The following is a 22,985-nucleotide window of genomic DNA, read 5'->3' on the forward strand; positions in this document are numbered from 1 at the left end:
AGCGAGCGATTCAAAGGAAGGTGCGCGCCACGCGAAGGCGGGCCCGAGCGAAGCGAGGGACGCGCATGAGCGGCCCGGCACGCGTGCCCGCCATGGAGGCGGCCGTACGGATCATGAAGGACGAAGGCGTCGACATCGCGTTCGGCTGCCCCGGGGCCGCGATCCTGCCGCTGTACAAGGCGATGGAAACGGTGGGCGGCATCGAGCATCTGATTGTCCGTCACGAAGAGGGCGCGACGCACATGGCCGACGGCTGGGCCCGGACGAACGGCCGGGTCGGCGTCGCGCTCGCCACCTCGGGCCCGGGGGCGACGAACCTGGTCACCGGGCTCTACACCGCGTACGCCGACTCCGTGCCCATGGTGTGCGTGACCGGGCAGGCGGTGTCGGCCAAGCTGCACCAGGAGGCGTTCCAGGCGGTCGACATCGTGGAGATCGTCCGGCCGGTCACCAAGTGGGCCGTGCAGGTCAAGGAGGCCGGGCAGATCCCGTGGGTGTTCCGCGAGGCCTTCCGCGTCGCGCGCGAGGGCCGCCCCGGGCCGGTGCTGATCGACATCCCGCTCGACGTCGCGCTGCGGGAGATCTCCTACGATCCCGCGCTCGACTCCCGGCTGCCGGTCGCCACCGTGGCCCCGCACCCGCCGCGCGTCGAGGCGGCTCTCGACCTGCTGCTGGCCGCCGAGCGGCCGCTGGTGCTGGCGGGCGGCGGGGTGATCCTCGCGGAGGCGTCGGCCGCGCTGCGCGAGCTGGTGGAGTTCCTGCGGGTGCCCTTCCAGGTCACGCTGATGGGCAAGGGCGCCGTCGAGGACGACCACGAGCTGCACATGGGCACGACCGGCATCCAGACCTCGCAGCGCTACGCCAACGCCTCTTTCCTGGAGGCGGACTTCGTGCTCGCGGTCGGCGCCCGCTTCGGTGACCGGCACACCGGCGCGGACCTCGGCGTCTACCGCGGCGAGCGGACGTTCGTCCACGTGGACATCGAACCCACCCAGCTGGGCAAGGTCTTCGAGCCGGACCTCGGCATCGTCTCCGACGCCGGCCTCTTCCTCACCGCCCTGCTGGACGCCGCGCGGGCCCGCGGCGCCCGGCCGGCGATCGCCCCGTGGCTGGAGCGCTGCCGGGAACTCAAGCGGACCCTGGTGCGCCGGGAGGACTTCGACAGCACGCCCGTCAAGGCGCCCCGGGTCTACAAGGAGATCAACGAAATCTTCGGTCCCGACACGTATTTCGTCACCGCCATCGGGCTCTACCAGATCTGGGGCGGCCAGCACCAGAAGTCCCATCTGCCGCGCCGCTACCAGGTGTGCGGGCAGGCGGGCCCGCTGGGCTGGGAGATCCCGGCGGCGATCGGCGTGAGGAAGGCGCTCCAGGGCCAGGGCAGGGGCGACACCGAGGTCGTCGGCGTCGTGGGCGACTACAGCTTCCAGTACATGGTCGAGGAGCTGGCGGTCGCCGCGCAGTACGACGTCCCGTTCGTCCTGATCATGCTGAACAACGAATACCTGGGCCTGATCCGCCAGGCGTCGGCCGGCTACGGCATGAACTACCAGGTCGACATCCACTACGACGAGACGGGCACCGACAACGTCAAGCTGATGGAGGCGTACGGCTGTTCGGGGCGCCGCGTCGTGGACCCCGGCGACATCCGCACGGCGGTGGAGTGGGCGCGCAAGGAGGCCGCCGCGACGTCCCGGCCGGTGCTGGTGGAGATCCTCATCGAGCGCGAGGCGAACACGCCGCACGGCGCGAACATCGACTCCGTAAGGGAGTTCGAGCCCCCCTGTTGAACCGGGCGCGCCTGACCGGCACACGACGGCAGCTCGCGCCTCCCGATACGGGCAAGGACACCATTCACGCCCCCGGCGCGCCCTCATCGTGGACGATGGGGCCCGTACTCACACCTACGGACCCGTTGCTGGAGCCGAGAAAATGGCCAAGAGCGTGCCGGTTCACTGCCCGACGTGCCGTCGGGAGCACTCCTTCACCCCGCCCACCTTCCCCTGCGCGTGCGGCGCCCCGCTCACCCTGCCCGTCCTTTCGGACGCCTCGCCCGAGTTACTGGTGCACCGCACCTGGCGCGACTCCTGGGTGGCGGTCCGCTGCCCCGCCTGCGACCGCCAGGACCAGTGGCCCCGACCGGAGTTCGGGTGTTCCTGCGGGACGGTGGTGCGGCTGCCCGTCGAGCCCGCGCGCGGCCCGGCCGACGGGAAGCCGCAGGCGCTGCGGCCCGCCTTCCGCCCGGTGGCCATCCGCACCGCCGAGGACGCGGTCGTGGCGGCCGAGCGGTATCTGACCTGGCTGGGCTTCACGGCCGTGACCCGGCCCGGCGACCCCGCCGGGTCTGGGGTCGACCTGCGGGCCGAGGGCCTGGTGGCCCGGGTCGACCCGACCACCCTGCCCACCTCGCTGCGCGCGGTCGAGTGCCTGTGGCTGCACGGCCTGACCGACGCCGCGACCGGCACCTTCTTCTCCCTCGCGGGATACGAGCGGGACGCGAGATCGCGTGCCGAGGAGCTCCGACTGCCGCTGTTCGTCATGGATCTGACGGGCACTCCGCAACCCCTGAACCGGGCGGCCGACGAGCTGGTCGAGCGGGGCCCGTCCTGACCACGCGGACCGAGGACCGCACCGCCAACCTCAATTCTTCCTCTGAACCGGAGCCTCGGCGTGGCACTCCGGCCCCCGCCGGGCACAGACTTGCTGCGGGCCCGCGACAATGAACGGGGGATCGCGGGCCCTCCAGCCGTCTCAGCTCGCGCGGGCGGCGGTCAGCAGGCTCGTCGCGGCCCGCTCCCTCAGCTCCACCTTGCGGACCTTGCCGCTGACCGTCATGGGGAAGGACTCCAGGATCCACAGATGGCGCGGGATCTTGTAGTGCGCGAGGCGGCCCCGGCAGTAGCGGGCGAGCTCGTCGCGGCTGAGGGACGCGGCGGGGTCGCGGAGGACGACGCAGGCCATGATCTCCTCGCCGTACTTCTCGTCGGGGACCCCGATGACCTGCACGTCCGCGATCTTGGGGTGGGAGTGGAGGAACTCCTCGATCTCCCTCGGGTAGACGTTCTCCCCGCCCCTGATGATCATGTCCTTGATGCGGCCGACGATCCGTACGTAGCCTTCCTCGTCCATCACCGCGAGGTCGCCGGTGTGCATCCAGCCGTCGGCGTCGACGGCCTCCGCGGAGCGCTCGGGCTCCCCCCAGTAGCCGAGCATCACGGAATAACCGCGGGTGCACAGCTCGCCCGCCTCGCCGCGCGCGAGCGTGGCGCCGTCGTCCGGGGAGACGATCTTGACCTGGAGGTGCGGCAGGACCCGGCCCACCGTCCCGGTGCGCCGCTCCACCGGGTCGTCCGCCCGGGTCTGGGTGGAGACGGGTGAGGTCTCCGTCATGCCGTAGCAGATGGCGACCTCGGCCATGTGCATCTCCGTCATGACCCGCCTCATCACCTCCTCCGGGCACGGCGAGCCGGCCATGATGCCGGTGCGCAGCGAGGAGAGGTCGTAGGTGGCTGCGTCGGGGAGGTTCAGCTCGGCGATGAACATGGTGGGGACGCCGTAGAGCGAGGTGCAGCGCTCGCGTTCGACCGCGTGCAGGGTGGCGGCGGGGTCGAAGGAGGGTGCCGGGATGACGACGCAGGAGCCGTGGGTGGTGGCCGCGAGGTTGCCCATGACCATGCCGAAGCAGTGGTAGAAAGGCACGGGCACGGCGATCCGGTCGGCCTCGGTGTAGCCGAGCGACTCCCCCACGAAATAGCCGTTGTTGAGGATGTTGTGGTGGGAGAGCGTGGCGCCCTTGGGGAAGCCCGTGGTGCCGGAGGTGTACTGGATGTTCACCGGGTCGTAGCAGCCGAGCTGCGCCTCCCGCTCGGTGAGCCGCCCGGGGGCCACCCGCTCCCCGAGGCGGAGCAGCCCGTCCCAGGTGGGGTCGTCGATGTAGACGACGTCGCGCAGCGCCGGGCAGTCGGCGCGGACCTGCTCGATCATGCGGCGGTAGTCGCTGGTCTTGTGCTCGACGGAGGCGACGAGCACGCCGATGCCGGCCTGCCGCAGGACGAAGCCGAGTTCGTGGACGCGGTAGGCGGGGTTGATGTTGACCATGACGGCGCCGATCCGGGCGGTGGCGTACTGCACCATCACCCACTCCGGGCAGTTGACGGCCCAGAGCCCGACCCGTTCCCCCTTCGCCACCCCCTTGGCGAGCAGTCCCAGCGCGACCTCCTCGACGGCCCGGCCGAACTCCGCGTAGGTCCAGCGGCGGCCGCTCGGGACGTCGACGAGCGCCTCGCGGTCACCGAAGCGTTCTATGGTGAAGGCCAGGTCGGCGCCGATGGTGTCGTCGATCAGCGGGACGGAGGTGCTGCCGGCCGCGTACGCGGGTGTGGTCACCGGTGGTCTTCCTCTCGGTATTCGTCTCCGCCGCCCCGCGCGGTGCGCTCGCGCAGCTCGACGCGGCGGATCTTGCCGGACACGGTCTTCGGCAGCTCGGCGAACTCCAGCCGCCGGACGCGCTTGTAGGGGGCGAGCGTGGCCCGTGAGTGCGCGAAGAGGGCCTTCGCGGTGCCGGGGCCGGGCTCCCAGCCCTCGGCGAGCACGATGTACGCCTTGGGCACGGCGAGCCGCAGCGGGTCCGGTGCGGGCACGACCGCGGCCTCGACGACGGCCTCGTGTTCGAGGAGCGCGCTCTCCAGCTCGAACGGGGAGACCTTGTAGTCACTGGACTTGAACACGTCGTCGCCGCGGCCCACATAAGTGATGTACCCGTCGGCGTCGCGTGTGCCGATGTCCCCCGTGCGGTAGTAGCGGCCGCCCATCACCTCGGCCGTGCGCTCCGGGTCGCCCGCGTAGCCGGTCATCAGGCCGACGGGACGCTCGCCGAGGTCGAGGGCGATCTCCCCCTCGTCGGCCGGGAGGCCGGTCGTGGGGTCGAGGAGGACGACCGTGAAGCCGGGGCTGGGGCGGCCCATGGAGCCGGTCTTGAGCACCTGGCCGGGCGGGTTGGCGACCTGCACGGAGGTCTCCGTCTGCCCGAAGCCGTCCCGGATCGTGACGCCCCAGGCCCGCCGCACGGTCTCGATCACCTCGGGGTTGAGCGGCTCCCCCGCCGCGACCACCTCGCGCGGCGGGGTGCGCAGCGCGCGCAGGTCGGCCTGGATGAGCATCCGCCAGACCGTGGGCGGCGCGCAGAAGCTGGTGACCTCGCAGCGGTCCATCTCCGCCATCAGCCGGGCGGCGTCGAAGCGGGTGTAGTTGTGCACGAAGACGGTGGCCTCGGCGTTCCACGGCGCGAAGAGGTTGGACCAGGCGTGCTTGGCCCAGCCGGGCGAGGAGATGTTGAGGTGGACGTCACCGGGGCGCAGCCCGATCCAGTACATGGTCGACAAGTGGCCGATGGGGTACGAGATGTGGCTGTGCTCCACCAGCTTGGGGCGGGCGGTGGTGCCCGAGGTGAAGTAGAGGAGCAGCGTGTCGTCGGCGCGGGTCGGCCCGTCGGGGGTGAAGGTCTCGGAGGCGGTCGCGGAGTCCTCGTAGGCGAGCCAGCCGGGGGCGGTGGTGCCACCGACGGCGATCCGGGTGTAGTCACCGGGCACGCCGTCGAACTTGCCGGTGTCCTCGGCCCGTACGAGCACGTGTGCCGCCCGGCCGCGCTCGATGCGGTCGGCGAGATCGGCGGTGCCCAGCAGCGGGGTGGCGGGGATGACGACGGCCCGCAGCTTCATGGCCGCCAGCGCGGTCTCCCACAGCTCGGTCTGGTTGCCGAGCATGACGACGACGCGGTCGCCGGCCCGGACGCCGTGCCCCCGCAGCCAGTTGGCGACCTGGTCGGAGCGGCGCCGCAGCGCTTCGAAGGACAGCCGCGCCTCGCCGCCGTCCTCCTCGACGATCCACAGCGCCGTGCGGTCGTTGCCCTCGGCGATGGTGTCGAACCAGTCCAGCGCCCAGTTGAACTCCGCCGGGCGCGGCCAGCTGAACCCCTCGTACGCGGCCGCGTAGTCCGTCCGCCGCGCGAGCAGGAAGTCGCGCGCCGCGCGGAACTCCGCCGTGGGCCCGCCCGGGCCCTCCACCGCGTCCGTCAGCTGCGTGGGCTCCATGTGTCCTCCAGTTCACGGGGCGGGTGACCGGCCCGCTGGTTAGCATCGTGCGACGGTGATCTGAGTCTCACCACCCCCGGACGGGGGTAGCCGCACTTCAGGGATATTTCAGGGATACGGAGCTTCCGACTTCGCGTCCACGATGGGGAGGCAGTGATGGGTGATCCTGACGGGGCGGCTGAAGTCCGGGCCGCTCTGCTGCGGATGCGCAGGAACACGGGTCTTTCGGTCGCTTTCGGGGGGCTGTCGACGGGCTCGCGGCAGTTCCGGATATCGGACATGACGGGCACGACGACGCACGCGCTGCGCGGGCTCGCCATCCGTACGGGCAGCGGACTGGGCGGCAAGGCGGCCGCCCTGACCCGGCCGCTCTCCGTCACCGACTACCAGTCCTCGCACGTCATCAGCCATGAATACGACGCGGCGGTGGCCGCGGAGGGCCTGCGCTCCGTCATGGCCGTGCCCGTGGTCGTACGGGGCCGGGTGCGCGGCGTCCTCTACGGCGCGCTCCGGCGGCCGCTCGCGCTCGGCGACCGGTCACTGAGCGCCGCGATGGACGCGGCGCGGGATCTCGAACAGACCCTCGCCGTACGGGACGAGGTCCACCAACTGCTCTCGGTGGCCCGGCAGCCGACCACGGCGGACCCGGCGATGTGGGAGGAGGTCCGCGAGGCCCACGGGGCGCTGCGCGCGCTGGCCCAGCGGGTCCAGGACCCCGCGCTGCGCCAGGAGTTGCTGGCCGCCTGCGGCCGCCTGGCCCGGGCCTCCTCCTCGGACCCCGTCGCCGAGCCCGCCGTGGACCTGTCACCGCGCGAGGTGGACGTGCTGGCGTGCGTGGCCTCCGGCGCGACGAACGCGGCCGCGGCGGAGCGGCTGGGCCTCCGGCCCGAGACCGTCAAGAGCTATCTGCGGTCGGGCATGCGCAAGCTGGGGGCGCACACGCGGCTGGAGGCGGTGGTGGCGGCACGGCGGGCGGGGGTGCTGCCGTAGCCCCGGGGGCGGGTCCTGCCGTAGCCGGGGGGCGGAGGTTCTGCCGCAGCCCGTGCGCACCCGCATCGGCCGACTCGGCCGCCCCCGTCGCCTCGGCCGCCTCCACCATCCCGGCCGCCCCGGCCGCCCCGGCCGCAGGCACTGACACCCGATGCCGCGGCCGTGTCAACAGGTCGTCAAAGGAGCGGCACGGAGGGTCAACAGGCTGTCAATGAAAGGCTCCCGCACTCCTGCCCCGGGCATAGCGTGTGCGAGCGGCGGCACCACCCCGCCGTACCGACACCCTTCCGAGGACCGTCATGCACTTGAGCCGTACCCCCTCCGAAGCAGCCGCGATCGCGGCGGTCGACAGCCCGCAGGCCGACGACGGAGAGCCGTCGGAACCAGTCCCTTCCCCCGGCCCGGCCGCCAGGGCGCTGCCGCTGTACGTACCCGTACGGCGCTGCTCCAGTGGCTTCGCGCTCCGGGTCTTCCGATCGCCGCTGGGTGATCGCACTGCCGTCGCTTTCACCACAAAGCGGCGGCTTTCGGATGTTCTGGGGACCGAGCAGGTCTCCATCCGGCTGGCGCTGCCCGCCGTGCGGGCCCTGGCGGCGCCGCTCGGGGTGGACCTCGTGTCCGTGGACCCGCAGCTCACCGCCCCGCCGGTCCGCCCCACAGGCCCGCTCACGCTGCCGGACGGGAGGCCGGGCCCGTCCCGGGACTGACGGCTGCCGCCCCTCTCCGCCCCCGTCCGCACCGCACGCCACGAAGAAGGCTCCCGTGTCCCTACCCCTCACCGCATGCGCCCCGCCCCACTCCCCCTCGGGCGCGCCCGTGTGGCCCGCCTCCACCCAGCCGTTGCGGACCGGTGGCCTGGCCGTCGGCGGCGTGTCCCTCGCGGAGCTCGCCGACCGCTTCGGCACCCCCTCGTACGTCATCGACGAGGCCGAGGTGCGCGGCCGCTCCCGCGCCTGGCGCGCCGCGCTCCCGGACGCGGACATCGCGTACGCGGGCAAGGCCTTCCTCTCCCGCGCGATGATCCGCTGGGTCGAGGAGGAGGGGCTGAGCCTGGACGTCTGCTCGGCCGGCGAGCTGGAGCTCGCCGCGCTCAGCGGCTTCCCCGCCGAGCGGATCGTGCTGCACGGCAACGCCAAGAGCCCGGCCGACCTGCGGGACGCGCTGCGCCTGGGCGTGGGCCGGATCGTCATCGACAGCACCGGGGAGATCGCCTCGCTCGCCGCGCAGATGCCGCCGGGCTCCCGTCAGCGGGTGCTGCTGCGGGTCGTGCCGGGCGTCGCGGCGGGCGCGCACTCGGCGGTGCGGACGGGGGTGGAGGGCCAGAAGTTCGGCCTGCCCATCGCGGGCGGCGAGGCCGAGGACGCGGTGGCGCGGATCCTGGCGCAGCCGCGGCTCGAACTGGTCGGGCTGCACTGCCACCTCGGTTCGCAGATCGCCGGCCTCGGCCCGTACGTCACCGCCGTCCGCAAGCTCACCGCGCTCCTCGCGCTGCTCCGCGACCGGCACGGGGTGACCTTCCCCGAGCTGGATCTGGGCGGTGGCTTCGCCATCGCCTACCGGGACGGCGACCCGGCCCTCGACCCGGAGCTTTACGCGACCCGGGTGACGGGCGAACTGGAGCTGCAGTGCGCCCGGTTCGGCCTGCCCGTGCCCCGGCTCACGGTCGAGCCGGGCCGCTGGATAGCGGGCCCGGCCGGCGTGGCGCTCTACCGCGTCCTGTCCGTCAAGGCGACCGGCGGGCGGACGTTCGTCGCCGTGGACGGCGGGATGAGCGACAACCCGCGGCCCGCGCTGTACGGCGTGCGGTACACGGTGCGGCTGGTGGGCCGGGCCTCGGGCGCGCCCGCGCGGACGGCGACCGTGGTGGGGCGGCACTGCGAGGCGGGCGACGTCCTCGCCGAGGACGTGGCGCTGCCCGGCGACATCCGGCCCGGCGATATCCTCGCCGTCCCCGCAGCCGGGGCGTACCACGTGTCGATGGCCTCGGCGTACAACCTGGTGGGACGGCCGCCCGTCGTGGCGGTGCACGAGGGGCACGCGCGGCTGCTCGTACGGCGGGAGACGCTGGAGGATCTGCGCAGCCGCGACGTGGGGGACTGACGGTCCGCCCCGCCCGCCGGTCCGGGCGGACCTCACATCAGTGCTCATGGGTCACACCTGCCCCGAACGCTTCTTTTGGCCCGTATATCCTGTTCGCGGTCCGAAGCCGAGCGAGAGGGGAGCGCCCCATGCCCGAGAACTCTCCGCGCCGGGAGCGGCCCGCGCCGAAGAAGCACTCCTGGCTGCGGCCGACGGCAGGCCGTACGAACGGCCCGGCCGGCCCCGCCGGCCCGGCGCCCGCGGACACCGGCACCAAAGCCCCGGCCGACGGCTCCGGCGGCTCCGGCGGCTCCGGCGGCTCCGGCGGCGATTCGAGCGTCGTGCACGCCGTGGTCTACCGCGACGGCCACCGCGTCGCCACGCCCGCCTCGCTGGCCGACACCTACCGGCAGCTGCGCGAGCAGCCGCAGGGGATGGCCTGGATCGGACTGCACCGGCCCTCGGAGGACGAACTCCTCTCCCTGGCCGAGGAGTTCGACCTCCACCAGCTGGCCGTCGAGGACGCGCTGGAGGCCCACCAGCGCCCCAAGCTGGAGCGCTACGGCGACACGCTCTTCGTCGTACTGCGAGCCGCCCGCTATCTGGACGCCCCCGAGGAGGTCGACTTCGGCGAGCTCCACCTCTTCGTCGGCCCCGACTTCGTGATCACCGTCCGGCACGGCGCGGCCCCCGACCTCTCCGCGGTCCGCCGCCGCATGGAGGCCACCCCGGAACTGCTGGCCCTGGGCCCGGAGGCCGTCCTCTACGCGATTCTCGACGCGGTCGTCGACGGCTACGCCCCCGTGGTGTCCGGCGTGCAGACCGACATCGACGAGATCGAGACCGAGGTCTTCAGCGGCGACCCCGAGGTCTCCCGGCGCATCTACGGACTCGCCCGCGAAATGGTGGAATTCCAGCGCGCGACCCGCCCCCTGGTGGGCATGCTGCACAACCTCATGGCGGGCTTCGCGAAATACGGCACCGACGACGAACTCCAGCGCTACCTCCGCGACGTCGCCGACCACGTCACCCACACCAGCGAACGCGTGGACGGCTTCCGCTCCGCCCTCGCCGACATCCTCGCCGTCAACGCCACCCTCGTCACCCAGCAACAGAACGCGGAAATGCGGGCCTTGGCGGAGGCGGGATTCGAGCAGAACGAGGAGATCAAGAAGATCTCGTCGTGGGCGGCGATCCTGTTCGCTCCCACGCTGGTGGGGACGATCTACGGCATGAACTTCGACGCCATGCCCGAGCTGCACTGGGCATTCGGCTATCCCTTCGCGATCCTGCTGATGGCGGGGGTTTGTGTGAGCCTGTACTTCATTTTCAAGCGGCGGGACTGGCTGTAGGGGCGAGGGCCGATCTCCTTCGTCGCCACCGGGTGGCCCTGCGGACACGGGAACAGCCCCGCGAAACCGCACGGGGCTGTTCGGCACACCTACCGCTCAGGCGTGGCCTCAGGTGAGGTAGCGATACGACCCGTAGTCGTCGGCCGGCACGTCCGAAAGCGGCGGCACATCAGCTCCCGTCGGCACGCCGCACGAACCGTCGAGGAACAGCCCCAGCACGTGCGACGTCCTGTTCTCGGTGGAGTGCGCGGTGAACCGGACGGGCACGCAGTGGCCCACGACCGCGTGATCGGTCGTCTGCTCGGCACCGGTGAAGTTGAGCCCGCTGAAGTTGCAGACCTTGCCGGTGGGACAGGTGAACGCGTGAGCCGGGGACGTCATGGCCACGGACGCGGCGACAGCCAGCACGGTGGCGGCACCGAGGCCGGCGATGCGAGATCGTATGCGACGCATTGCCTTTTCCCTTTCTGACAGGGGTGCCGGAAGAGGCTTCCGGTTGCCCGCAGTGTCCCGCTGGACGACGAGTTTCAGCCAGATAGGCGATCGGGGCGTGCGGTTGCGCTCCGGGGGCGTACGACTGGCGCCCTCAAGCTGCTTACTGACCGCCGGCGCGACGGCGGTCACGCCCTTCACCACTGTCGCTGTTCCGCCGTCCGTGGCTCCGGCTGCCGAGCTGACATAGGTACCGTTCTGATAGAGACGCCTGAACGGACGGAGGCACCATGCCCTGCCGCACGACTGAGCCGAGCCGGCCCATCAGCAGGACGGGGGCACGCTGATGCTGGAAGAAGCCGAGGAGATCGGTCGCCGAGCCCGTCGTGCCCGTCTCCGCCTGGGTATGCCGCAGGCCGACCTTGCCGCCGCGCTGGGCAAGTCGCAGGGCTGGGTCTCGAAGATGGAGCGCGGCCTGATCGAACTGGACAGGGTCGGCGTCCTGAACCTGCTGGCGGCCGAATTGCACGTCCATCCCAACGATCTGATCGGCCGCCCGTACACCAGCTCTCCCGACGAGAACCAGTGGCAGGTTGCCGCGTCCTCGATCCTGCGGGAACTGCGCCGCTACGACCTCGCCCCCGTGTTCGACGGCACCCCGCGTCCGCCGGCGAAGCTGTGGCGGGAGATGACGCGGCTGCACCGGCTGCGGGATGCCGCCGCGAACGTGGCCATTCTGCGCGTCCTGCCGGACCTGCTCCGCGAGTCACGTGCCCTCGCCGAGGTGACTACCGGCCATGAGCGGGAGGAGGCTTACGCGATCTACGCGGTGTGCTGCAAGTTCGCGCACACCGCCGCCCATTCGCTGGGCCACCCCGAGTTGGTCGCCATGGCCTGCGAGCGGGCCGCCTGGTCAGCGCGGCTGTCCGGTGACCCGGTCATGCCCGCGGTTGCCGACTGGATGCGGGTCTGGGACATGTGGGCGAGCGCGGACTGGGAAGACGCCGTCGTCCTGTCCGACAAGGCCATCAGCACTCTTCAGCGGGACTACGAGCGTGGCGAGCCGTTGGCCCTGCGGGCATGGGGCACGCTTCAGCTCCGTGCCGCGGTCTCCGCAGCGCGAGGCGGCCGGGCAGCGGAGGCGGAAGACCGCATCGATCTCGCGAGGGTGGCGGCCGACCGCATGGGCGAGTACGCCGGACCTCCGGTGTACGACAGGCACTCGCTGACGTTCTCGCCCGGCAACGTCCAGATCCACGCCATCAGCGTGGCTCTGGAGATGGGGCACCAGCGGAAGGCCCTGACGATAAACCACCGCACCAGCCCGGAGCTGGTCGCTTCCCTGCCCAACTCCCGTCAGGGCCACCACCACATGGACCTCGCGCGAGCCTGGCTATGGGACGGAAACCGCGACAAGGCACTGGGCGAACTGGAGAAGGCGGAGCGGATCGCACCCCAGCTCATCCGTAACCACCCCATCGCCCGCTCCACCCTTCGCAGCATCGTCTACGCCGAGCGAGCGGTCACACGCGAGAAGTTGCGGCACATGTCCGACCGCTTCCACCTGGACGGATGAGGGTCGTATTCCTCGGGCTCATATTCGGCCCCTGACCCGTTCCTAGCGTCAGGGGCATGAGCGGACGACCAACTCCCCAACTTCCGTCGCAGGTTGCCGAGTTAGGCACAGCGGCCCCCTTCAACCCCCAGCTCGGCGACCTCGCCGCCGACACCGCCAAGGACGGCCGAGTCGGCGTCGTTGTCGCCCTCCCCGGCGTAGGCGCCGCGACGTACCACTTGCGCCCACCAGGCGGTGGTCCGGCATGGTCCGCGCCGGCCGACGCCAGCACGTTGAAGCCGGTGCCCTTCAGGCCCACGCACGCGACGCTGGTCGTAACCGACGCGGTCTACGACCTGCGGGCCAAGCAGGGGTCAGTGGCCATCGTTGTGCATCACGAAGATGGCGACCGCAGCGAGGCCGCGCTGATCCTCACGCAGGCCGACCTTGAGCGCCTGCACGCCCAGACCGGACGCATGCTCGCCGACCACGAGCGCTCTGGCGGCGGGGCGCCGTGATGCCCCAGAGGCGGCACGGCGCGCCGGATCACGGGCCGAGCAACCCGGTCCACCGCGACTCCGGCGGCATCGCCCTGGCCGTCCTGGCCCTGCTCGGCCTCGCCGGCCCCGTGGAGATCCTGCGTGGCCAGGCTGCCGATCTTCTCTCCGCCGACTGGCCCACGGCCCTCTCCATGCCGGATGTCACCGAGCCGGACCCCTAGACCGCTCCGGCCCCCGGCACGGGGGCCTGCCCCCCCCGTGCCGGAGCACCGGACACCGCCCCGGACAAGGTGCGGTGAGGGACTGCCCGAGCTACGGCGGGCTGCCCCACAGCACAACCCGTTCCGCCCGGCAGAGGCCAGCGGCTCCGCCGTACGGAACGGTGCTCGACCTGGCACATGTCGTACGGCATCCGATCGACCGCCCACCGCTGTGGGCGGACCATCACCAGGGAGGGGACCTCATGGAGATCCCGTACATCGTCGTCGACCAGCTCACCCCGTCGCAGCAGCAGGTGTGGAACACCTACTTCGGCGATGCCGACCGACCCCGCTACATCGAGGAGGGCATCTGGCGTCGCACCCAGGAGGAGGCCACCGCCGGTCAATCGGGCTGGAGCGGGGGCGACGACGCCCGTCGTCGCCTCATCCATTACCGCTACCGGTACGGCCTGGTGCCGACCACGGCCGCCCCGGCGATCGGTCTGACCGACCTGTACCTGTACCACTCCGTGACCGCGCCCGGCGGCGAGATCACCGCCCACGAGGACGCGCTGAGGGCCGCGCTCGCTGTCGGGGGATGGAAGCGCACCCCCGGCGGAGCCTTGTGGATGCGCCGCGACCTCAAGTGCCAGATCACGCAGTTCGCACTCCACCCCCAGGACGCCATGGCCCGCCGCAAGCTCCCGCAGAACTACCGCAGCATCGACGTCCAGATCACCTCCGCCCAGTACGCCCCGCCGCCGGCCGTGCGGCAACGGCCGTGGGACGTGCTGGCCTTCGGTGTCCGGATCAAGGACCAGCGCGGCACGCCCACCGTCGTCCCGGACCTGTCCGTCTTGGCTGATCACCTGCCCTTCCATGTCGAGATCGGCTGCGGCACCTCCGTGGAGGCCGGCATCCCGCCCCTGCACCGGCTCCACGAGATCTACCGCGTCACCGACCGCCAGGGCGACGACCCACGCGAACACCGCTTCACTCTCTCCCCCACCTCCGATCCGCTGCTGCACGAAGTGCTCACCGAACCGGAGGAGAAGACGGCCGAGTTCACCGAGATGTTCAAGGCGTGCTTCCTGGCCGAGCCGACGCCCGCCATGCGCGCGCTGAAGGAACTCCACGACGCCGAGCACCTGGTCGGGCCCGTGATCACCAACAACTTCGACGTGCTGGCAGCCCGCGCCGGCTTGGAAGAGTGCTTCATGCGCCGCTACGACCAGGCCGTACCGGACGTCGAGTGGGTGGACGGCGCGAAGGCCCTGCTCGTCGTCGGCCTGCACGCCGACCGACGCAAGGTCCAGGCCCGTGCCCGCGAGCGCGGCCTGAAGGTCGTCTACCTCGACCCCGAGGGCTTCTGGCGCGACGGCCAGTTCAAGCCCTACCCGCTGGAAGGCCCCCAGGACGACGACCTGGTCTGCCGGAAGCCGGCCACGGAGGGCCTGCCGGAACTCGTCAACCTCCTTGCCAGGGCCACCAGCTGACCTACCTGCGCGATCGGATCCGGGCCGGACAGCGGCGCTAGCGTGTCGCCCCTGACCGGCCCGGAGCACCGGGCAGGCGAGAAAGGGAAAGGAGCGCCGCCACTATGCGCGTATCCGTCATCGGCTGCGGCCACCTGGGCATCCCGCACGCCGCGGCCATGGCCGAGATCGGCCACGAGGTCATCGGGGTGGACCTCGACCAGGCGAAGATCGACCGGCTCAACGCCGGCGAATGCCCCATCTACGAAGAGGGCCTGCCGGAACTTCTGGCCACCCATACTGCCACCGGCCGACTGCGCTTCAGCACCGACCTGGCCGAGGCCGCTGCCTTCGCCGACGTCCACTTTCTCGCCGTCGGCACACCGATCGACGCCGACGGCCGCAGCTACGACACCGGCCAGGTCTTCGGCGCGGCCCGCGCACTCGCCCCGCACCTGACCCGCCCCTGCGTGATCATCGGCAAGTCCACCGTCACCGTCGGCACCACCCGCGACCTGGCTACCCTCCTCGCCCGCCTCGCCCCTGCGGGCACCGACGTCGAGGTCGTCTGGAACCCGGAGTTCCTTCGCGAAGGTCACGCTATCGAGGACACCCTCCGCCCCGACCGGATCGTCGTAGGCGTCCCCTCCCCACATGCCGAGGACGTCGTCCGCGAGGTCTACGCCCCGCTGCTGCACAACCAGATCCCCCTGTTCGTCACCGACCCCGCCACCGCCGAACTGATCAAGGGCGCCGCCAACTCCTACCTCGGCATGAAGATCTCCTTCATCAACGGCGTCGCCGACATGTGCGCAGCAGCCGGCGCCGACGTCCACCAGCTCACGGAGGCCATCGGCCTCGACCCGCGCATCGGCCGCGGCGGCCTGAACGCCGGACCCGGCTACGGAGGGGGCTGCCTGCCCAAGGACGTACGCGCGTTCACCGCCTCCGCACAGAGCCTCGGCGCCCTCGACGCGGCAACCCTGCTGCGAGCCGCCGAGCAGGTCAACGAATCCCGCCCGACCGCCGCCCTCGCCTTGATCGAGCAAACCCTCGGCCGACTGGTGGCAGGGGCACGCGTCACCGTGTGGGGCGCCTCCTTCAAGGCCGGCACCGACGACGTGCGGGAGTCTCCGGCCCTCGCCGTCGCCGCCCTCATGCACCAGCGTGGCGCGACCGTCACGGTCCACGACCCCCACGCCGTGCCCACCGCACTCGTACGCCACCCCGAACTCGACTACGCGGAAGACCTGGAGAAGTCGGTCAAGGGCGCGGAGCTGATCGTCCTGGCCACCGAGTGGCCCCAGTTCCGCGACGCCGACCCCAAGGCGCTGTCCGCCCTGGTAGACCAACCGGTCCTCGTGGACCTCCGCAACCTCCTGAACGCCGACACCTGGCGCACAGCCGGATGGACCGTGCGCCAGCTCGGCCGACCCGCACAGCCATAGGACCCCGGCCCCACCCCGGGGCCAGGACACACGGATGGGAGATCCGTCATGGACGACCTGTGGGACGACATCACCAAACTCTCCGCCGTCTGCCGCAAGGCCGGTGAACACCTCCCGAACGAGGAACTCAAGGCCCTCCAGGTCGGCAAAGTCGCAGAGGAGGCCGGCGAGGCCATGCACGCCCTCCACGGCCTGAAGGGCCTGACCACCTGCGGCGACGCCCACAGCTGGTCCGAGGTCCAGAACGACCTCGTCGGCGCCGTCATCACAGCCATGCTGGCCATGCACTACATCGACCCCGAAGGCGCCCGCGCGACCTTCGAGGAGATCTTCCACAGCCGTACCCGCAGGGGCCGCGAAGCTGCTGCCGCCTGACCACTCCCTTCTTCCCCACGTCGGCGGTCGCGTGCCTTCGGGACGTGACTGCCGATCGGTGTCGTAGACACGTCACTCCCACCCACGGGGTGGACGATGGCGGGATGACCGACACCCAGCTGCAAACAGAAGCGATTGAGGCCGGCACGGGGGTATCCGCGCTGATCACGAACAGCCGGGGCGAATACCTGCTCCACCTCCGCGACGACATCGAAGGCATCTGCTGGCCCGGCTACTGGACACCTGTCGGCGGACGTCCCGAACCGGGCGAATCGCCGGCCGAAACCGTCGCACGTGAGGTGGCGGAGGAGACCGGACTCACCATCCCGCTGACAGAGTTCACCACCGTCCAGCAGAAGAACGCCGAACACCTCGGCAAGGGGCCGATCGCCGTCTACACCGGCCACTGGGACGGCGACGCCCACGCCCTCCCCTTGACCGAGGGCATCATGCTCCACTGGTTCCCGGTCTCGGTGCTCCCACGGCTCCGCGTACCCCCGTGGTGCCGAGAGGTGATCGCCCTCCACCAGAATGCGCGAGTGCGCCTTCCCGCTTCGGAGGACGCCCGCGCATGACCGCCGGCCGGGCGGCGAAAAGCCTGGTGCGCGGGGCGGACGGGACCAGGTAACGTCTTTGTCATGTTCTTCCAGACACCGATTTACGAGTGAGCGCGCGACGGGCCCGGCTGACATCCCTCGACGTCGCCGCGCCCGTCCCCCACCGATGAATCCGTAGATCACCGCACATCACCACCGGGAGAACCCGTGACCGACAGCAAGAACATCAACAACCCCGTGGGCCAGGGCGGCGGCCACCGCAAGAAGCTGTCCCGCGCCGAACGGCAGAACAACGGCCCGCACCGCAACCTCGACCGCCAGGGCGCCGCCGACAAGAAGGCGGAGCTGGTTCGCAAGATGCGCGAGAAGGCACGCGCAGCCGAGGCCGCCGCGCAGGCGAGCGACGACACCGCACGGAGCTGACGCACGGCCGCCGCAGGGCGGCACCCCACGGAGCAGGGCCCGGACCGCGACGCACGGTCCGGGCCCTGCCGCCGTACCAGCGCGCGGCGGGTCCCGCTCAGCGCTGTACGGCGCTGCTGGTAGTCGATGAAGCCCTCGGGAAGATTCCTCCTGGGCCCCCGCCCCCCTTCGCCCCTACGCTGGTCCGTATCGCCCACGGCATGAGCACCCGTACCGAGGAGGAGCAGTGGCGGACGAGCCCGAGACGGTGCATGCCCCCGGAGTGCGGCCGCGGAAGCGGAAGCTTTGGTACGAGCTGATCGAGTGTGGGCTGCACGGGCACCGGCTGGAGGGTACCGGCGCCGCCCGGGTGCGGTCCGAGGACGGGCTGTTCGTGCGGGAGGGGGCCGACGGGGTGCGCTGGCATCGTTGTCTGCGTTGCGATGCCTGGCTGCCGCACCCGCCGCCGGAGCGGCCCGGCCGTGAGACGCCTCCGGAGCGTGATGCGATCGAACTGCCCTTGCGTGGGAGGCCGTTGCGGGACCGGTACGTCCTGCGGCTGATCGCCGTGGACCGGATGCTGCACTTCGTGGTGCTCGCCGTGCTGGCTATCGCCGTGTTCCTCTTCGCCGGGGAGCGAGCCCGGCTCAAGGACCCGTTCTACCGCGTGGTGGACGCCCTGCAGAACGGCGTGGGCGGCCCCAGCGGCCGGTCCGGTCACGGCCTGCTCGGCGAGCTCGACAAGGCGTTCCGCGCGCACACCTCCACGCTGTGGATCATCGGCCTGGTGATCGCGGCGTACGCGGTGCTCGAAGGCGTCGAGGCCATCGGCCTGTGGCGGGCCCGGCGCTGGGCGGAGTACCTCACGTTCGTGGCGACCACTGTGCTGCTCGTGCCGGAGGTCTACGAACTCACGGGGCGCATCAGCGCGACCAAGATCCTCACGCTGGTCATCAATCTCGCCGTCGTGATCTATCTCCTCTTCGCCAAGCGGCTGTTCGGCCTGCGCGGCGGCGGACGCGCCGAGGAGGCCGTACGCGCGCACGACATGGGCTGGCACGCCCTGGAACGCGTCTATCCCGGCCCGGCCGCCACCCCGCCGCGCGCTCGCTGACCGTCAGCCGTTCCGCGTGGCCGCTCCCTCCTTGCGCCGGGCCCGGTGGGCGGCGGCGTGGGCGCGGTTGCCGCAGATGAGGGGGGAGCAGTAGCGGCGGGACTGGTTGCGCGAGGTGTCGACGAAGACCTCGGCGCAGCGGTTGCCGACGCAGACGTGGAGGCGCTCCATCCCGCCGGTGGTGATGACGCCGAGCAGGGCCATGGCGGCGTTGACGGCATAGCGGTCGACGGGGGCGGCGTCGGGTGCGGCGACGTGGAGGTGCCAGGTGCCGTCGTGGTCGGTGTAGTGCGGGACGGCGTGGTGGTCGGCGAGCACGCGGTTGAGCAGGGCGACCGCGGTGGCCTCGTCGGGGGCGCCGAAGACCTCGCGCAGCACCGGGCGCAGCCGGTGGGCGGCGGCGAGGTCGGCGGCTGACAGCTCGGTGGCGAGGGGCATGCCGTACCGGGAGAAAAGAGCCGACAGACCGTCAACTTCCGGCATCTTCTCGATATTTCGCACCACGTTGTAGGTGTTGACCAGGTCTTCAGCCAGCGTCACCGAAGCTTCTGAGTAACTAGTAAACCGCACCATGACTCCGTACTATGGCTGCCTGTCGGAGGCACCGCACCCGCGGTTCCGCGGCGCCGCACCCTAATTGCCCGCTCCGAAGCAGAGGGCTCGATGGATTCACAAAAAGAGTTACCCACCCCTGCCACACCTGTCCCCACCGCGGAAACACATTCTCCCTCGGCCGGATTCCGCGCGGAAGCGGCGCAGGGGCTGCGGGCCGCCGTGCCGCTGGCCGTGGCGGTCTTCGGGTTCGCCGTGTCGTTCGGCGTGGTCGCCCGTGCCGCGGGCATGGGAGTGCTGGCGCCGCTGGTGATGTCGGTGACGACCTTCGCCGGCTCCGCGCAGTTCGCGGCCGCGTCGGTGCTCGGCACGGGCGGCGGCACCGCGGCGGCGATCGTCGCGGCCGTCCTGCTCAACTCCCGCTATCTGCCCATCGGCATCAGCGTGGCCCCGGCGATGACCGGCGGAGTGCTCAAGCGGTTCCTCTCGGCCCAGCTGGTGGTCGACGAGTCGTGGGCCGTGGGCCACATCGGCAACGGCCGCTACTCCCGGGGGCGGCTGCTCGGGGCGGGCGTCCTGGTCTACTGCGCCTGGGTCGGCGGCACCGCGGTCGGGCTGCTGGGCGCGCGCTATCTCGGCGACCCGGAGCGCTTCGGCCTCGACGTGGTCTCCCCCGTGCTCTTCATGGCCCTGCTCAAGGGGCAGATCACCAGCAGGAAGGCGCTGGCCGCCGCCTGTCTCGGGGTCGCGATCACGCTGATCCTGGTTCCCTTCGCGTCGCCCGGCGTGCCGTTGATCGCCGCCACCGCCGCCTGTCTGCTGGGGTTGAGGAAGCGATGAGCGGACTGTGGCTCGCGGTGCTGCTGGTCGGCGCCGTCTCCATGGCGCTGAAGGCGACGGGCCCGGTGCTGCTGGGCGGTGAGGAGCTGCCCGCCGCGATGCAACGGGTGGTGACCCTGATGGCCCCGACCCTGCTGGCGGCCCTGATCGCCACTCAGATGTTCGGTCAGGGAAGGGCGTTGGTCCTCGACGCGCGGGTGGCCGGGCTCCTGGTGGGTGCCTTCGGCATCTGGCGGAAGTGGCCGACCCTGCTCGTCGTCGCGCTCGGAGCCGCGGCGACCGCCCTGACCCGTCTGGCCGTCGGCTGACGGCCCCACCCCCCAGGAGAACTCCCATGGTCAGCAGCTCCGGCGAGCACCCGACGATGTGGCCCACGGCCGCCCTGTGGGACGCCGCCGCCCGGCTGGACGCGCCCCTCGGCCTCCCGCCCCGCACTCTCTCCCCCGCCGTCCCCGGCATGCGCTGCTTCGGCCCGCTGCGCCGGATCGCGCACACGGAAGGAGTGGCATCGGTCTTCGAGGGCCTGGACCGCACGGTGCCGGGCGAGGTGCTGCTGATCGACAACGGCGGCCGTACGGACGAGGCGTGCGCGGGTGACCTCGTCGCGATCGAGTCCCGGCTCGCCGGTGCCGCGGGCCTGCTCCTGTGGGGCTGCCACCGCGACACCGACGAACTCGCCGCCATCGGCCTGCCGGTGTTCAGCCTCGGGCCCTGCCCGGCCTCACCCCGCCCCCACCCGGAGGGCCCCGGCGAGGGCGTGCCCCTCTTCGAGGGCCGGGACGGCGACACCGTGGTGGCCGACGCGGACGGCGTCGTGGTCGTCCCCGCGGCCGTACGGGAGGACGTCCTGGCCGTCGCCGAGAAGATCGTCCGCGCCGAACGGGACCAGGCACAGGCGGCGCTGAGCGGCGTGAGCCTGCGGGAGCAGCTCCAGTGGAACCGCTTCCTGGAGCGACGCCGTACGGATCCGGGCTATACGTTCCGCTCCCACCTGGCCCAGGTGAAGGGGGCGTTGGAGTAGGAGCCGCCCCCTCCCCGGAGCGGCGGCATCCGGTGGCCGCGCCGGGGAGGGCACAGCACGATCTCGTCCCGCGGGCACAGCGCGGTCCCGCTCGGCCCGGACAGCGTGGGGATCAGCACAGGAACGCCCTTTCCCGGAACTTCACTGGCCGGATGTACGGCCCGTCAGATGAGTACGTACGAAGGCGAGTTGGCGTCGGAAGAGTGCCACTCGTTCGGCCACGTCGGTGAGGCTGTGCCCGGCGTCGTAGCAGTGGAACTCATGGGGCACTCCGCGCTCCGCGAGCCGCTCGGTGTAGTCGCGCGCCTGGTCCACGGGGCAGCGGGCGTCGTTGGTCCCGGCGCAGACGAGCACCGGGGCGCGGACGGCGTCGACATAGGTGACCGGAGAGGCCTCGCGGTAGCGCTCGGGGACCTCGTCGGGCGAGCCGCCGAAGAGGCTGCGGTCCAGCGCCCTGATCTCCTCCATCGCCTTGCGGTGGGCATCGGCGCAGTCGGCCACTGGTGCCCCGGCGAGCCCCAGCGCCCAGTCGTCCGGCTGCACGCCGAGGGCCAGCAGCGTCAGATAGCCGCCCCACGACCAGCCGGACAGCACCAGCCGGCGCGGGTCGGCGATGCCGTGGTCCACGGTCCACCGCCGCACGGCGGCGACGTCCTCCAGCTCGGTCAGCCCCACCCGGGCACGCAGCGCCTCGGTCCAGGCCCGCCCGTAGCCCGTGGAGCCGCGGTAGTTGACCCGGACGACCGCGAAGCCGTGGTCGACCCAGGCGGCCACCGTCGGGTCGAAGGCGTCCTGGTCCTGGTCGTCGGGGCCGCCGTGCAGCAGGAAGACCGTGGGATACGGTCCCTCGCCGGCGTCCGGGGTGCTGAGCAGGGCGTGGATCCGGCCGCCGGGCCCGTCCACCCACAGGTCACGGGACTCGGCCGTCAGCGGCGGCACCTGCCGCGGGGCGGGGAACCCCGGGTCGTCGAGCAGCCCGCGGAACGCCGGTGGCCGCGAGGAGCTCGACCACAGCAGCCAGGCATCGCCGTCCGGCCGGGTGCGGGCGTGCTCGATCGTGCCCGGCGGGGTGTCGAGGCGGGTGAGCTCACCGCCCCGCAGGTCGTAGCGGTAGGCCGTGGACCGGGCCTCGTGGTCGTGGACCACCAGCAGGGAGCGGGCGTCCTGGAACCACTCGACCGTCACGTCACCGGGCAGGCCGAGGCCGATCTCCGCGCGCTCCCCGGTACGCGGGTCGAAGATCACCGGTTCCCAGCGGTCGTCGCGCCGGTGCTGGAGCAGCAGCCGGGCGTCACCGCGGACCGGCGAGAAGCCGACGGCCTCCAGCCCGCTCCCGTCGTCGGCGAGATCGGCGACGGTGGAGCCGTCGGTGGCCAGGACGCGTACGCCCAGGTCCCACAGGTCGCCCCGCTCGCTGTGCGCGATCACCGCGAGGTCCAGCGAGCGGGACAGGTCGACGGCGTAGGCGGGCTCGTCGTGCCGGTAGAGCGGGCGGGTCGCGCCGCCCGGCAGCACCAGGTGGACGGTGGCGCCGTCCTCGGTCGAGCAGCCGAGCAGGGCGTGGTCCTCGAGCCCGACGGCCAGGCCGGACGGCCAGTAAAGGCCGGTGGAGGGGGCCGCCGGGGTGTCGGGCCCGCCTTCGAATGGCTGCCGCATCCACTGTCCGTACTCGTCCCCGCCGGCGTCGGCGAACCACCACACCGCCCGCCCGGACGCCTCGATCGCGCAACTCTGGGTGCCCGAGGGGCGGTCGGTGACCTGCCGGATGCCGCCGGTCGTACGGTCCCAGCAGTACACCTGGGCGATGCCGGACAGGTCGCTGACGAAGGCGCAGCGCTGCGGCGCGCTCTTTGCCCACGCGGGCAGGGTGTAGCGGGGGGCGCGGAAGCGCTGTTCCCACCGGGGAGTTGCCACGGTGTGCGGCACGGGCGTGGTCATCGCTTGCGTGTCTCCTACGGCTGCGTCGGGTGCCGGCGCGCTCCGCGGGCGGGGAGCGGCGGGCCG

The 22,985-nt window shown here is 71.8% G+C and carries 23 protein-coding genes; 18 read left to right on the forward strand and 5 right to left on the reverse strand.

Features of this window, described 5'->3' with window-relative positions; genetic code table 11:
* Window positions 1-65 precede the first annotated feature (65 nt).
* Both gcl and ACFY1P_RS10720 read left to right on the forward strand, forming a co-directional pair.
* A complete protein-coding gene (gcl, locus tag ACFY1P_RS10715; RefSeq protein ID WP_361522688.1) occupies window positions 66-1,790 on the forward strand; it encodes a glyoxylate carboligase in 1,725 nt (574 codons plus the stop codon).
* Between the two features lie 142 nt (window positions 1,791-1,932).
* Window positions 1,933-2,610 carry a hypothetical protein gene (locus ACFY1P_RS10720; RefSeq protein WP_390750433.1) on the forward strand — a complete coding sequence of 226 codons (678 nt, stop codon included), beginning with the start codon at window positions 1,933-1,935 and terminating at the stop codon, window positions 2,608-2,610.
* A gap of 141 nt (window positions 2,611-2,751) precedes the next feature.
* On the opposite strand, the gene ACFY1P_RS10725 is transcribed toward ACFY1P_RS10720, so the two are convergent.
* Together ACFY1P_RS10725 and ACFY1P_RS10730 are read right to left on the reverse strand one after the other, a co-directional pair.
* Window positions 2,752-4,386 carry an AMP-binding protein gene (locus tag ACFY1P_RS10725; protein ID WP_390750434.1) on the reverse strand — a complete coding sequence of 545 codons (1,635 nt, stop codon included), beginning with the start codon at window positions 4,384-4,386 and terminating at the stop codon, window positions 2,752-2,754.
* Entirely contained in the window at window positions 4,383-6,089 is a 1,707-nt protein-coding gene (locus ACFY1P_RS10730; protein WP_390750435.1) for an AMP-binding protein, read from the reverse strand. Before ACFY1P_RS10730 ends, ACFY1P_RS10725 begins: the two co-directional genes overlap by 4 nt.
* Before the next feature lie 156 nt (window positions 6,090-6,245).
* On the opposite strand from ACFY1P_RS10730, the gene ACFY1P_RS10735 reads away from it, so the two are divergent.
* The 4 genes from ACFY1P_RS10735 (at window position 6,246) to ACFY1P_RS10750 (ending at window position 10,510) form a co-directional block, all read left to right on the forward strand.
* Window positions 6,246-7,079, forward strand: a complete 834-nt coding sequence (locus ACFY1P_RS10735) for a LuxR C-terminal-related transcriptional regulator (RefSeq protein WP_361522700.1) — start codon at window positions 6,246-6,248, stop codon at window positions 7,077-7,079.
* 305 nt (window positions 7,080-7,384) lie between these two features.
* Window positions 7,385-7,786 (forward strand): SAV_915 family protein, encoded by a 402-nt coding sequence (locus tag ACFY1P_RS10740; RefSeq protein WP_390750436.1) that lies wholly within the window; start codon window positions 7,385-7,387, stop codon window positions 7,784-7,786.
* 55 nt (window positions 7,787-7,841) lie between these two features.
* The gene (gene lysA / locus ACFY1P_RS10745; RefSeq protein WP_361522703.1) at window positions 7,842-9,179 is read left to right on the forward strand and encodes a diaminopimelate decarboxylase; all 1,338 of its coding nucleotides are present in this window, start codon (window positions 7,842-7,844) and stop codon (window positions 9,177-9,179) included.
* Window positions 9,180-9,307: 128 nt separating this feature from the next.
* The gene (locus tag ACFY1P_RS10750) at window positions 9,308-10,510 is read left to right on the forward strand and encodes a magnesium and cobalt transport protein CorA (RefSeq protein WP_390750437.1); all 1,203 of its coding nucleotides are present in this window, start codon (window positions 9,308-9,310) and stop codon (window positions 10,508-10,510) included.
* A 108-nt stretch (window positions 10,511-10,618) separates the two neighbouring features.
* Here the strand turns inward: ACFY1P_RS10750 and ACFY1P_RS10755 are convergent, their stop codons facing one another.
* Window positions 10,619-10,963, reverse strand: a complete 345-nt coding sequence (locus ACFY1P_RS10755; protein WP_361522709.1) for a peptidase inhibitor family I36 protein — start codon at window positions 10,961-10,963, stop codon at window positions 10,619-10,621.
* A 325-nt stretch (window positions 10,964-11,288) separates the two neighbouring features.
* Between ACFY1P_RS10755 and ACFY1P_RS10760 the strand changes: the two genes are divergently transcribed.
* From ACFY1P_RS10760 to ACFY1P_RS10800, 9 genes are all read left to right on the forward strand, one after another.
* Window positions 11,289-12,518, forward strand: a complete 1,230-nt coding sequence (locus tag ACFY1P_RS10760) for a helix-turn-helix domain-containing protein (RefSeq protein ID WP_390750438.1) — start codon at window positions 11,289-11,291, stop codon at window positions 12,516-12,518.
* Window positions 12,519-12,574: 56 nt separating this feature from the next.
* On the forward strand, window positions 12,575-13,015 hold the full coding sequence (locus tag ACFY1P_RS10765; protein ID WP_390750439.1) for a hypothetical protein: 441 nt from the start codon (window positions 12,575-12,577) through the stop codon (window positions 13,013-13,015).
* Window positions 13,015-13,218: a hypothetical protein gene (locus ACFY1P_RS10770; protein ID WP_390750440.1), complete on the forward strand. Its 204-nt coding sequence runs from the start codon at window positions 13,015-13,017 to the stop codon at window positions 13,216-13,218. The genes ACFY1P_RS10765 and ACFY1P_RS10770 overlap by 1 nt, the downstream gene beginning before the upstream one ends.
* 242 nt (window positions 13,219-13,460) lie before the next feature.
* Window positions 13,461-14,693, forward strand: a complete 1,233-nt coding sequence (locus ACFY1P_RS10775; protein ID WP_390750441.1) for a hypothetical protein — start codon at window positions 13,461-13,463, stop codon at window positions 14,691-14,693.
* A 104-nt stretch (window positions 14,694-14,797) separates the two neighbouring features.
* Window positions 14,798-16,120: a UDP-glucose dehydrogenase family protein gene (locus tag ACFY1P_RS10780; RefSeq protein ID WP_390750442.1), complete on the forward strand. Its 1,323-nt coding sequence runs from the start codon at window positions 14,798-14,800 to the stop codon at window positions 16,118-16,120.
* Between the two features lie 48 nt (window positions 16,121-16,168).
* Window positions 16,169-16,495, forward strand: coding sequence for a MazG-like family protein (locus tag ACFY1P_RS10785; RefSeq protein ID WP_390750443.1), 327 nt, complete (start codon window positions 16,169-16,171; stop codon window positions 16,493-16,495).
* Between the two features lie 104 nt (window positions 16,496-16,599).
* Window positions 16,600-17,070 carry an NUDIX hydrolase gene (locus tag ACFY1P_RS10790; RefSeq protein WP_361522712.1) on the forward strand — a complete coding sequence of 157 codons (471 nt, stop codon included), beginning with the start codon at window positions 16,600-16,602 and terminating at the stop codon, window positions 17,068-17,070.
* Window positions 17,071-17,259: 189 nt separating this feature from the next.
* On the forward strand, window positions 17,260-17,475 hold the full coding sequence (locus ACFY1P_RS10795) for a DUF6243 family protein (protein WP_361522715.1): 216 nt from the start codon (window positions 17,260-17,262) through the stop codon (window positions 17,473-17,475).
* A 226-nt stretch (window positions 17,476-17,701) separates the two neighbouring features.
* The gene (locus tag ACFY1P_RS10800) at window positions 17,702-18,568 is read left to right on the forward strand and encodes a DUF2127 domain-containing protein (protein ID WP_361522718.1); all 867 of its coding nucleotides are present in this window, start codon (window positions 17,702-17,704) and stop codon (window positions 18,566-18,568) included.
* Window positions 18,569-18,571: 3 nt separating this feature from the next.
* On the opposite strand, the gene ACFY1P_RS10805 is transcribed toward ACFY1P_RS10800, so the two are convergent.
* Entirely contained in the window at window positions 18,572-19,108 is a 537-nt protein-coding gene (locus ACFY1P_RS10805; RefSeq protein WP_390750444.1) for a CGNR zinc finger domain-containing protein, read from the reverse strand.
* Between the two features lie 234 nt (window positions 19,109-19,342).
* On the opposite strand from ACFY1P_RS10805, the gene ACFY1P_RS10810 reads away from it, so the two are divergent.
* The 3 genes from ACFY1P_RS10810 to ACFY1P_RS10820 are packed head-to-tail and all read left to right on the forward strand — an operon-like array spanning window position 19,343 to window position 20,981.
* On the forward strand, window positions 19,343-19,960 hold the full coding sequence (locus tag ACFY1P_RS10810) for an AzlC family ABC transporter permease (protein ID WP_361522723.1): 618 nt from the start codon (window positions 19,343-19,345) through the stop codon (window positions 19,958-19,960).
* Window positions 19,957-20,268: an AzlD domain-containing protein gene (locus ACFY1P_RS10815; RefSeq protein ID WP_390750445.1), complete on the forward strand. Its 312-nt coding sequence runs from the start codon at window positions 19,957-19,959 to the stop codon at window positions 20,266-20,268. The genes ACFY1P_RS10810 and ACFY1P_RS10815 overlap by 4 nt, the downstream gene beginning before the upstream one ends.
* Before the next feature lie 26 nt (window positions 20,269-20,294).
* Window positions 20,295-20,981 (forward strand): RraA family protein, encoded by a 687-nt coding sequence (locus tag ACFY1P_RS10820; protein WP_361522729.1) that lies wholly within the window; start codon window positions 20,295-20,297, stop codon window positions 20,979-20,981.
* A gap of 141 nt (window positions 20,982-21,122) precedes the next feature.
* Here ACFY1P_RS10820 and ACFY1P_RS10825 read toward each other — a convergent pair whose 3' ends face one another.
* Window positions 21,123-22,919 (reverse strand): prolyl oligopeptidase family serine peptidase, encoded by a 1,797-nt coding sequence (locus tag ACFY1P_RS10825; RefSeq protein ID WP_361522731.1) that lies wholly within the window; start codon window positions 22,917-22,919, stop codon window positions 21,123-21,125.
* Window positions 22,920-22,985 lie beyond the last annotated feature (66 nt).

Source organism: Streptomyces sp. NPDC001407 (genome assembly GCF_042895325.1).
In the GTDB taxonomy this organism is placed as follows: Bacteria; Actinomycetota; Actinomycetes; order Streptomycetales; family Streptomycetaceae; genus Streptomyces.

Bases quoted from the DNA above. Each gene is read 5' to 3' on its own strand.
- gcl (WP_361522688.1), top strand. From the start codon at position 66: ATGAGCGGCCCGGCACGCGTGCCCGCCATGGAGGCGGCCGTACGGATC.
- ACFY1P_RS10720 (WP_390750433.1), top strand. From the start codon at position 1,933: ATGGCCAAGAGCGTGCCGGTTCACTGCCCGACGTGCCGTCGGGAGCAC.
- ACFY1P_RS10730 (WP_390750435.1), bottom strand. From the start codon at position 6,089: ATGGAGCCCACGCAGCTGACGGACGCGGTGGAGGGCCCGGGCGGGCCC.
- ACFY1P_RS10735 (WP_361522700.1), top strand. From the start codon at position 6,246: ATGGGTGATCCTGACGGGGCGGCTGAAGTCCGGGCCGCTCTGCTGCGG.
- ACFY1P_RS10750 (WP_390750437.1), top strand. From the start codon at position 9,308: ATGCCCGAGAACTCTCCGCGCCGGGAGCGGCCCGCGCCGAAGAAGCAC.
- ACFY1P_RS10755 (WP_361522709.1), bottom strand. From the start codon at position 10,963: ATGCGTCGCATACGATCTCGCATCGCCGGCCTCGGTGCCGCCACCGTG.
- ACFY1P_RS10760 (WP_390750438.1), top strand. From the start codon at position 11,289: ATGCTGGAAGAAGCCGAGGAGATCGGTCGCCGAGCCCGTCGTGCCCGT.
- ACFY1P_RS10765 (WP_390750439.1), top strand. From the start codon at position 12,575: ATGAGCGGACGACCAACTCCCCAACTTCCGTCGCAGGTTGCCGAGTTA.
- ACFY1P_RS10770 (WP_390750440.1), top strand. From the start codon at position 13,015: ATGCCCCAGAGGCGGCACGGCGCGCCGGATCACGGGCCGAGCAACCCG.
- ACFY1P_RS10775 (WP_390750441.1), top strand. From the start codon at position 13,461: ATGGAGATCCCGTACATCGTCGTCGACCAGCTCACCCCGTCGCAGCAG.
- ACFY1P_RS10780 (WP_390750442.1), top strand. From the start codon at position 14,798: ATGCGCGTATCCGTCATCGGCTGCGGCCACCTGGGCATCCCGCACGCC.
- ACFY1P_RS10785 (WP_390750443.1), top strand. From the start codon at position 16,169: ATGGACGACCTGTGGGACGACATCACCAAACTCTCCGCCGTCTGCCGC.
- ACFY1P_RS10790 (WP_361522712.1), top strand. From the start codon at position 16,600: ATGACCGACACCCAGCTGCAAACAGAAGCGATTGAGGCCGGCACGGGG.
- ACFY1P_RS10815 (WP_390750445.1), top strand. From the start codon at position 19,957: ATGAGCGGACTGTGGCTCGCGGTGCTGCTGGTCGGCGCCGTCTCCATG.
- ACFY1P_RS10820 (WP_361522729.1), top strand. From the start codon at position 20,295: ATGGTCAGCAGCTCCGGCGAGCACCCGACGATGTGGCCCACGGCCGCC.
- ACFY1P_RS10825 (WP_361522731.1), bottom strand. From the start codon at position 22,919: ATGACCACGCCCGTGCCGCACACCGTGGCAACTCCCCGGTGGGAACAG.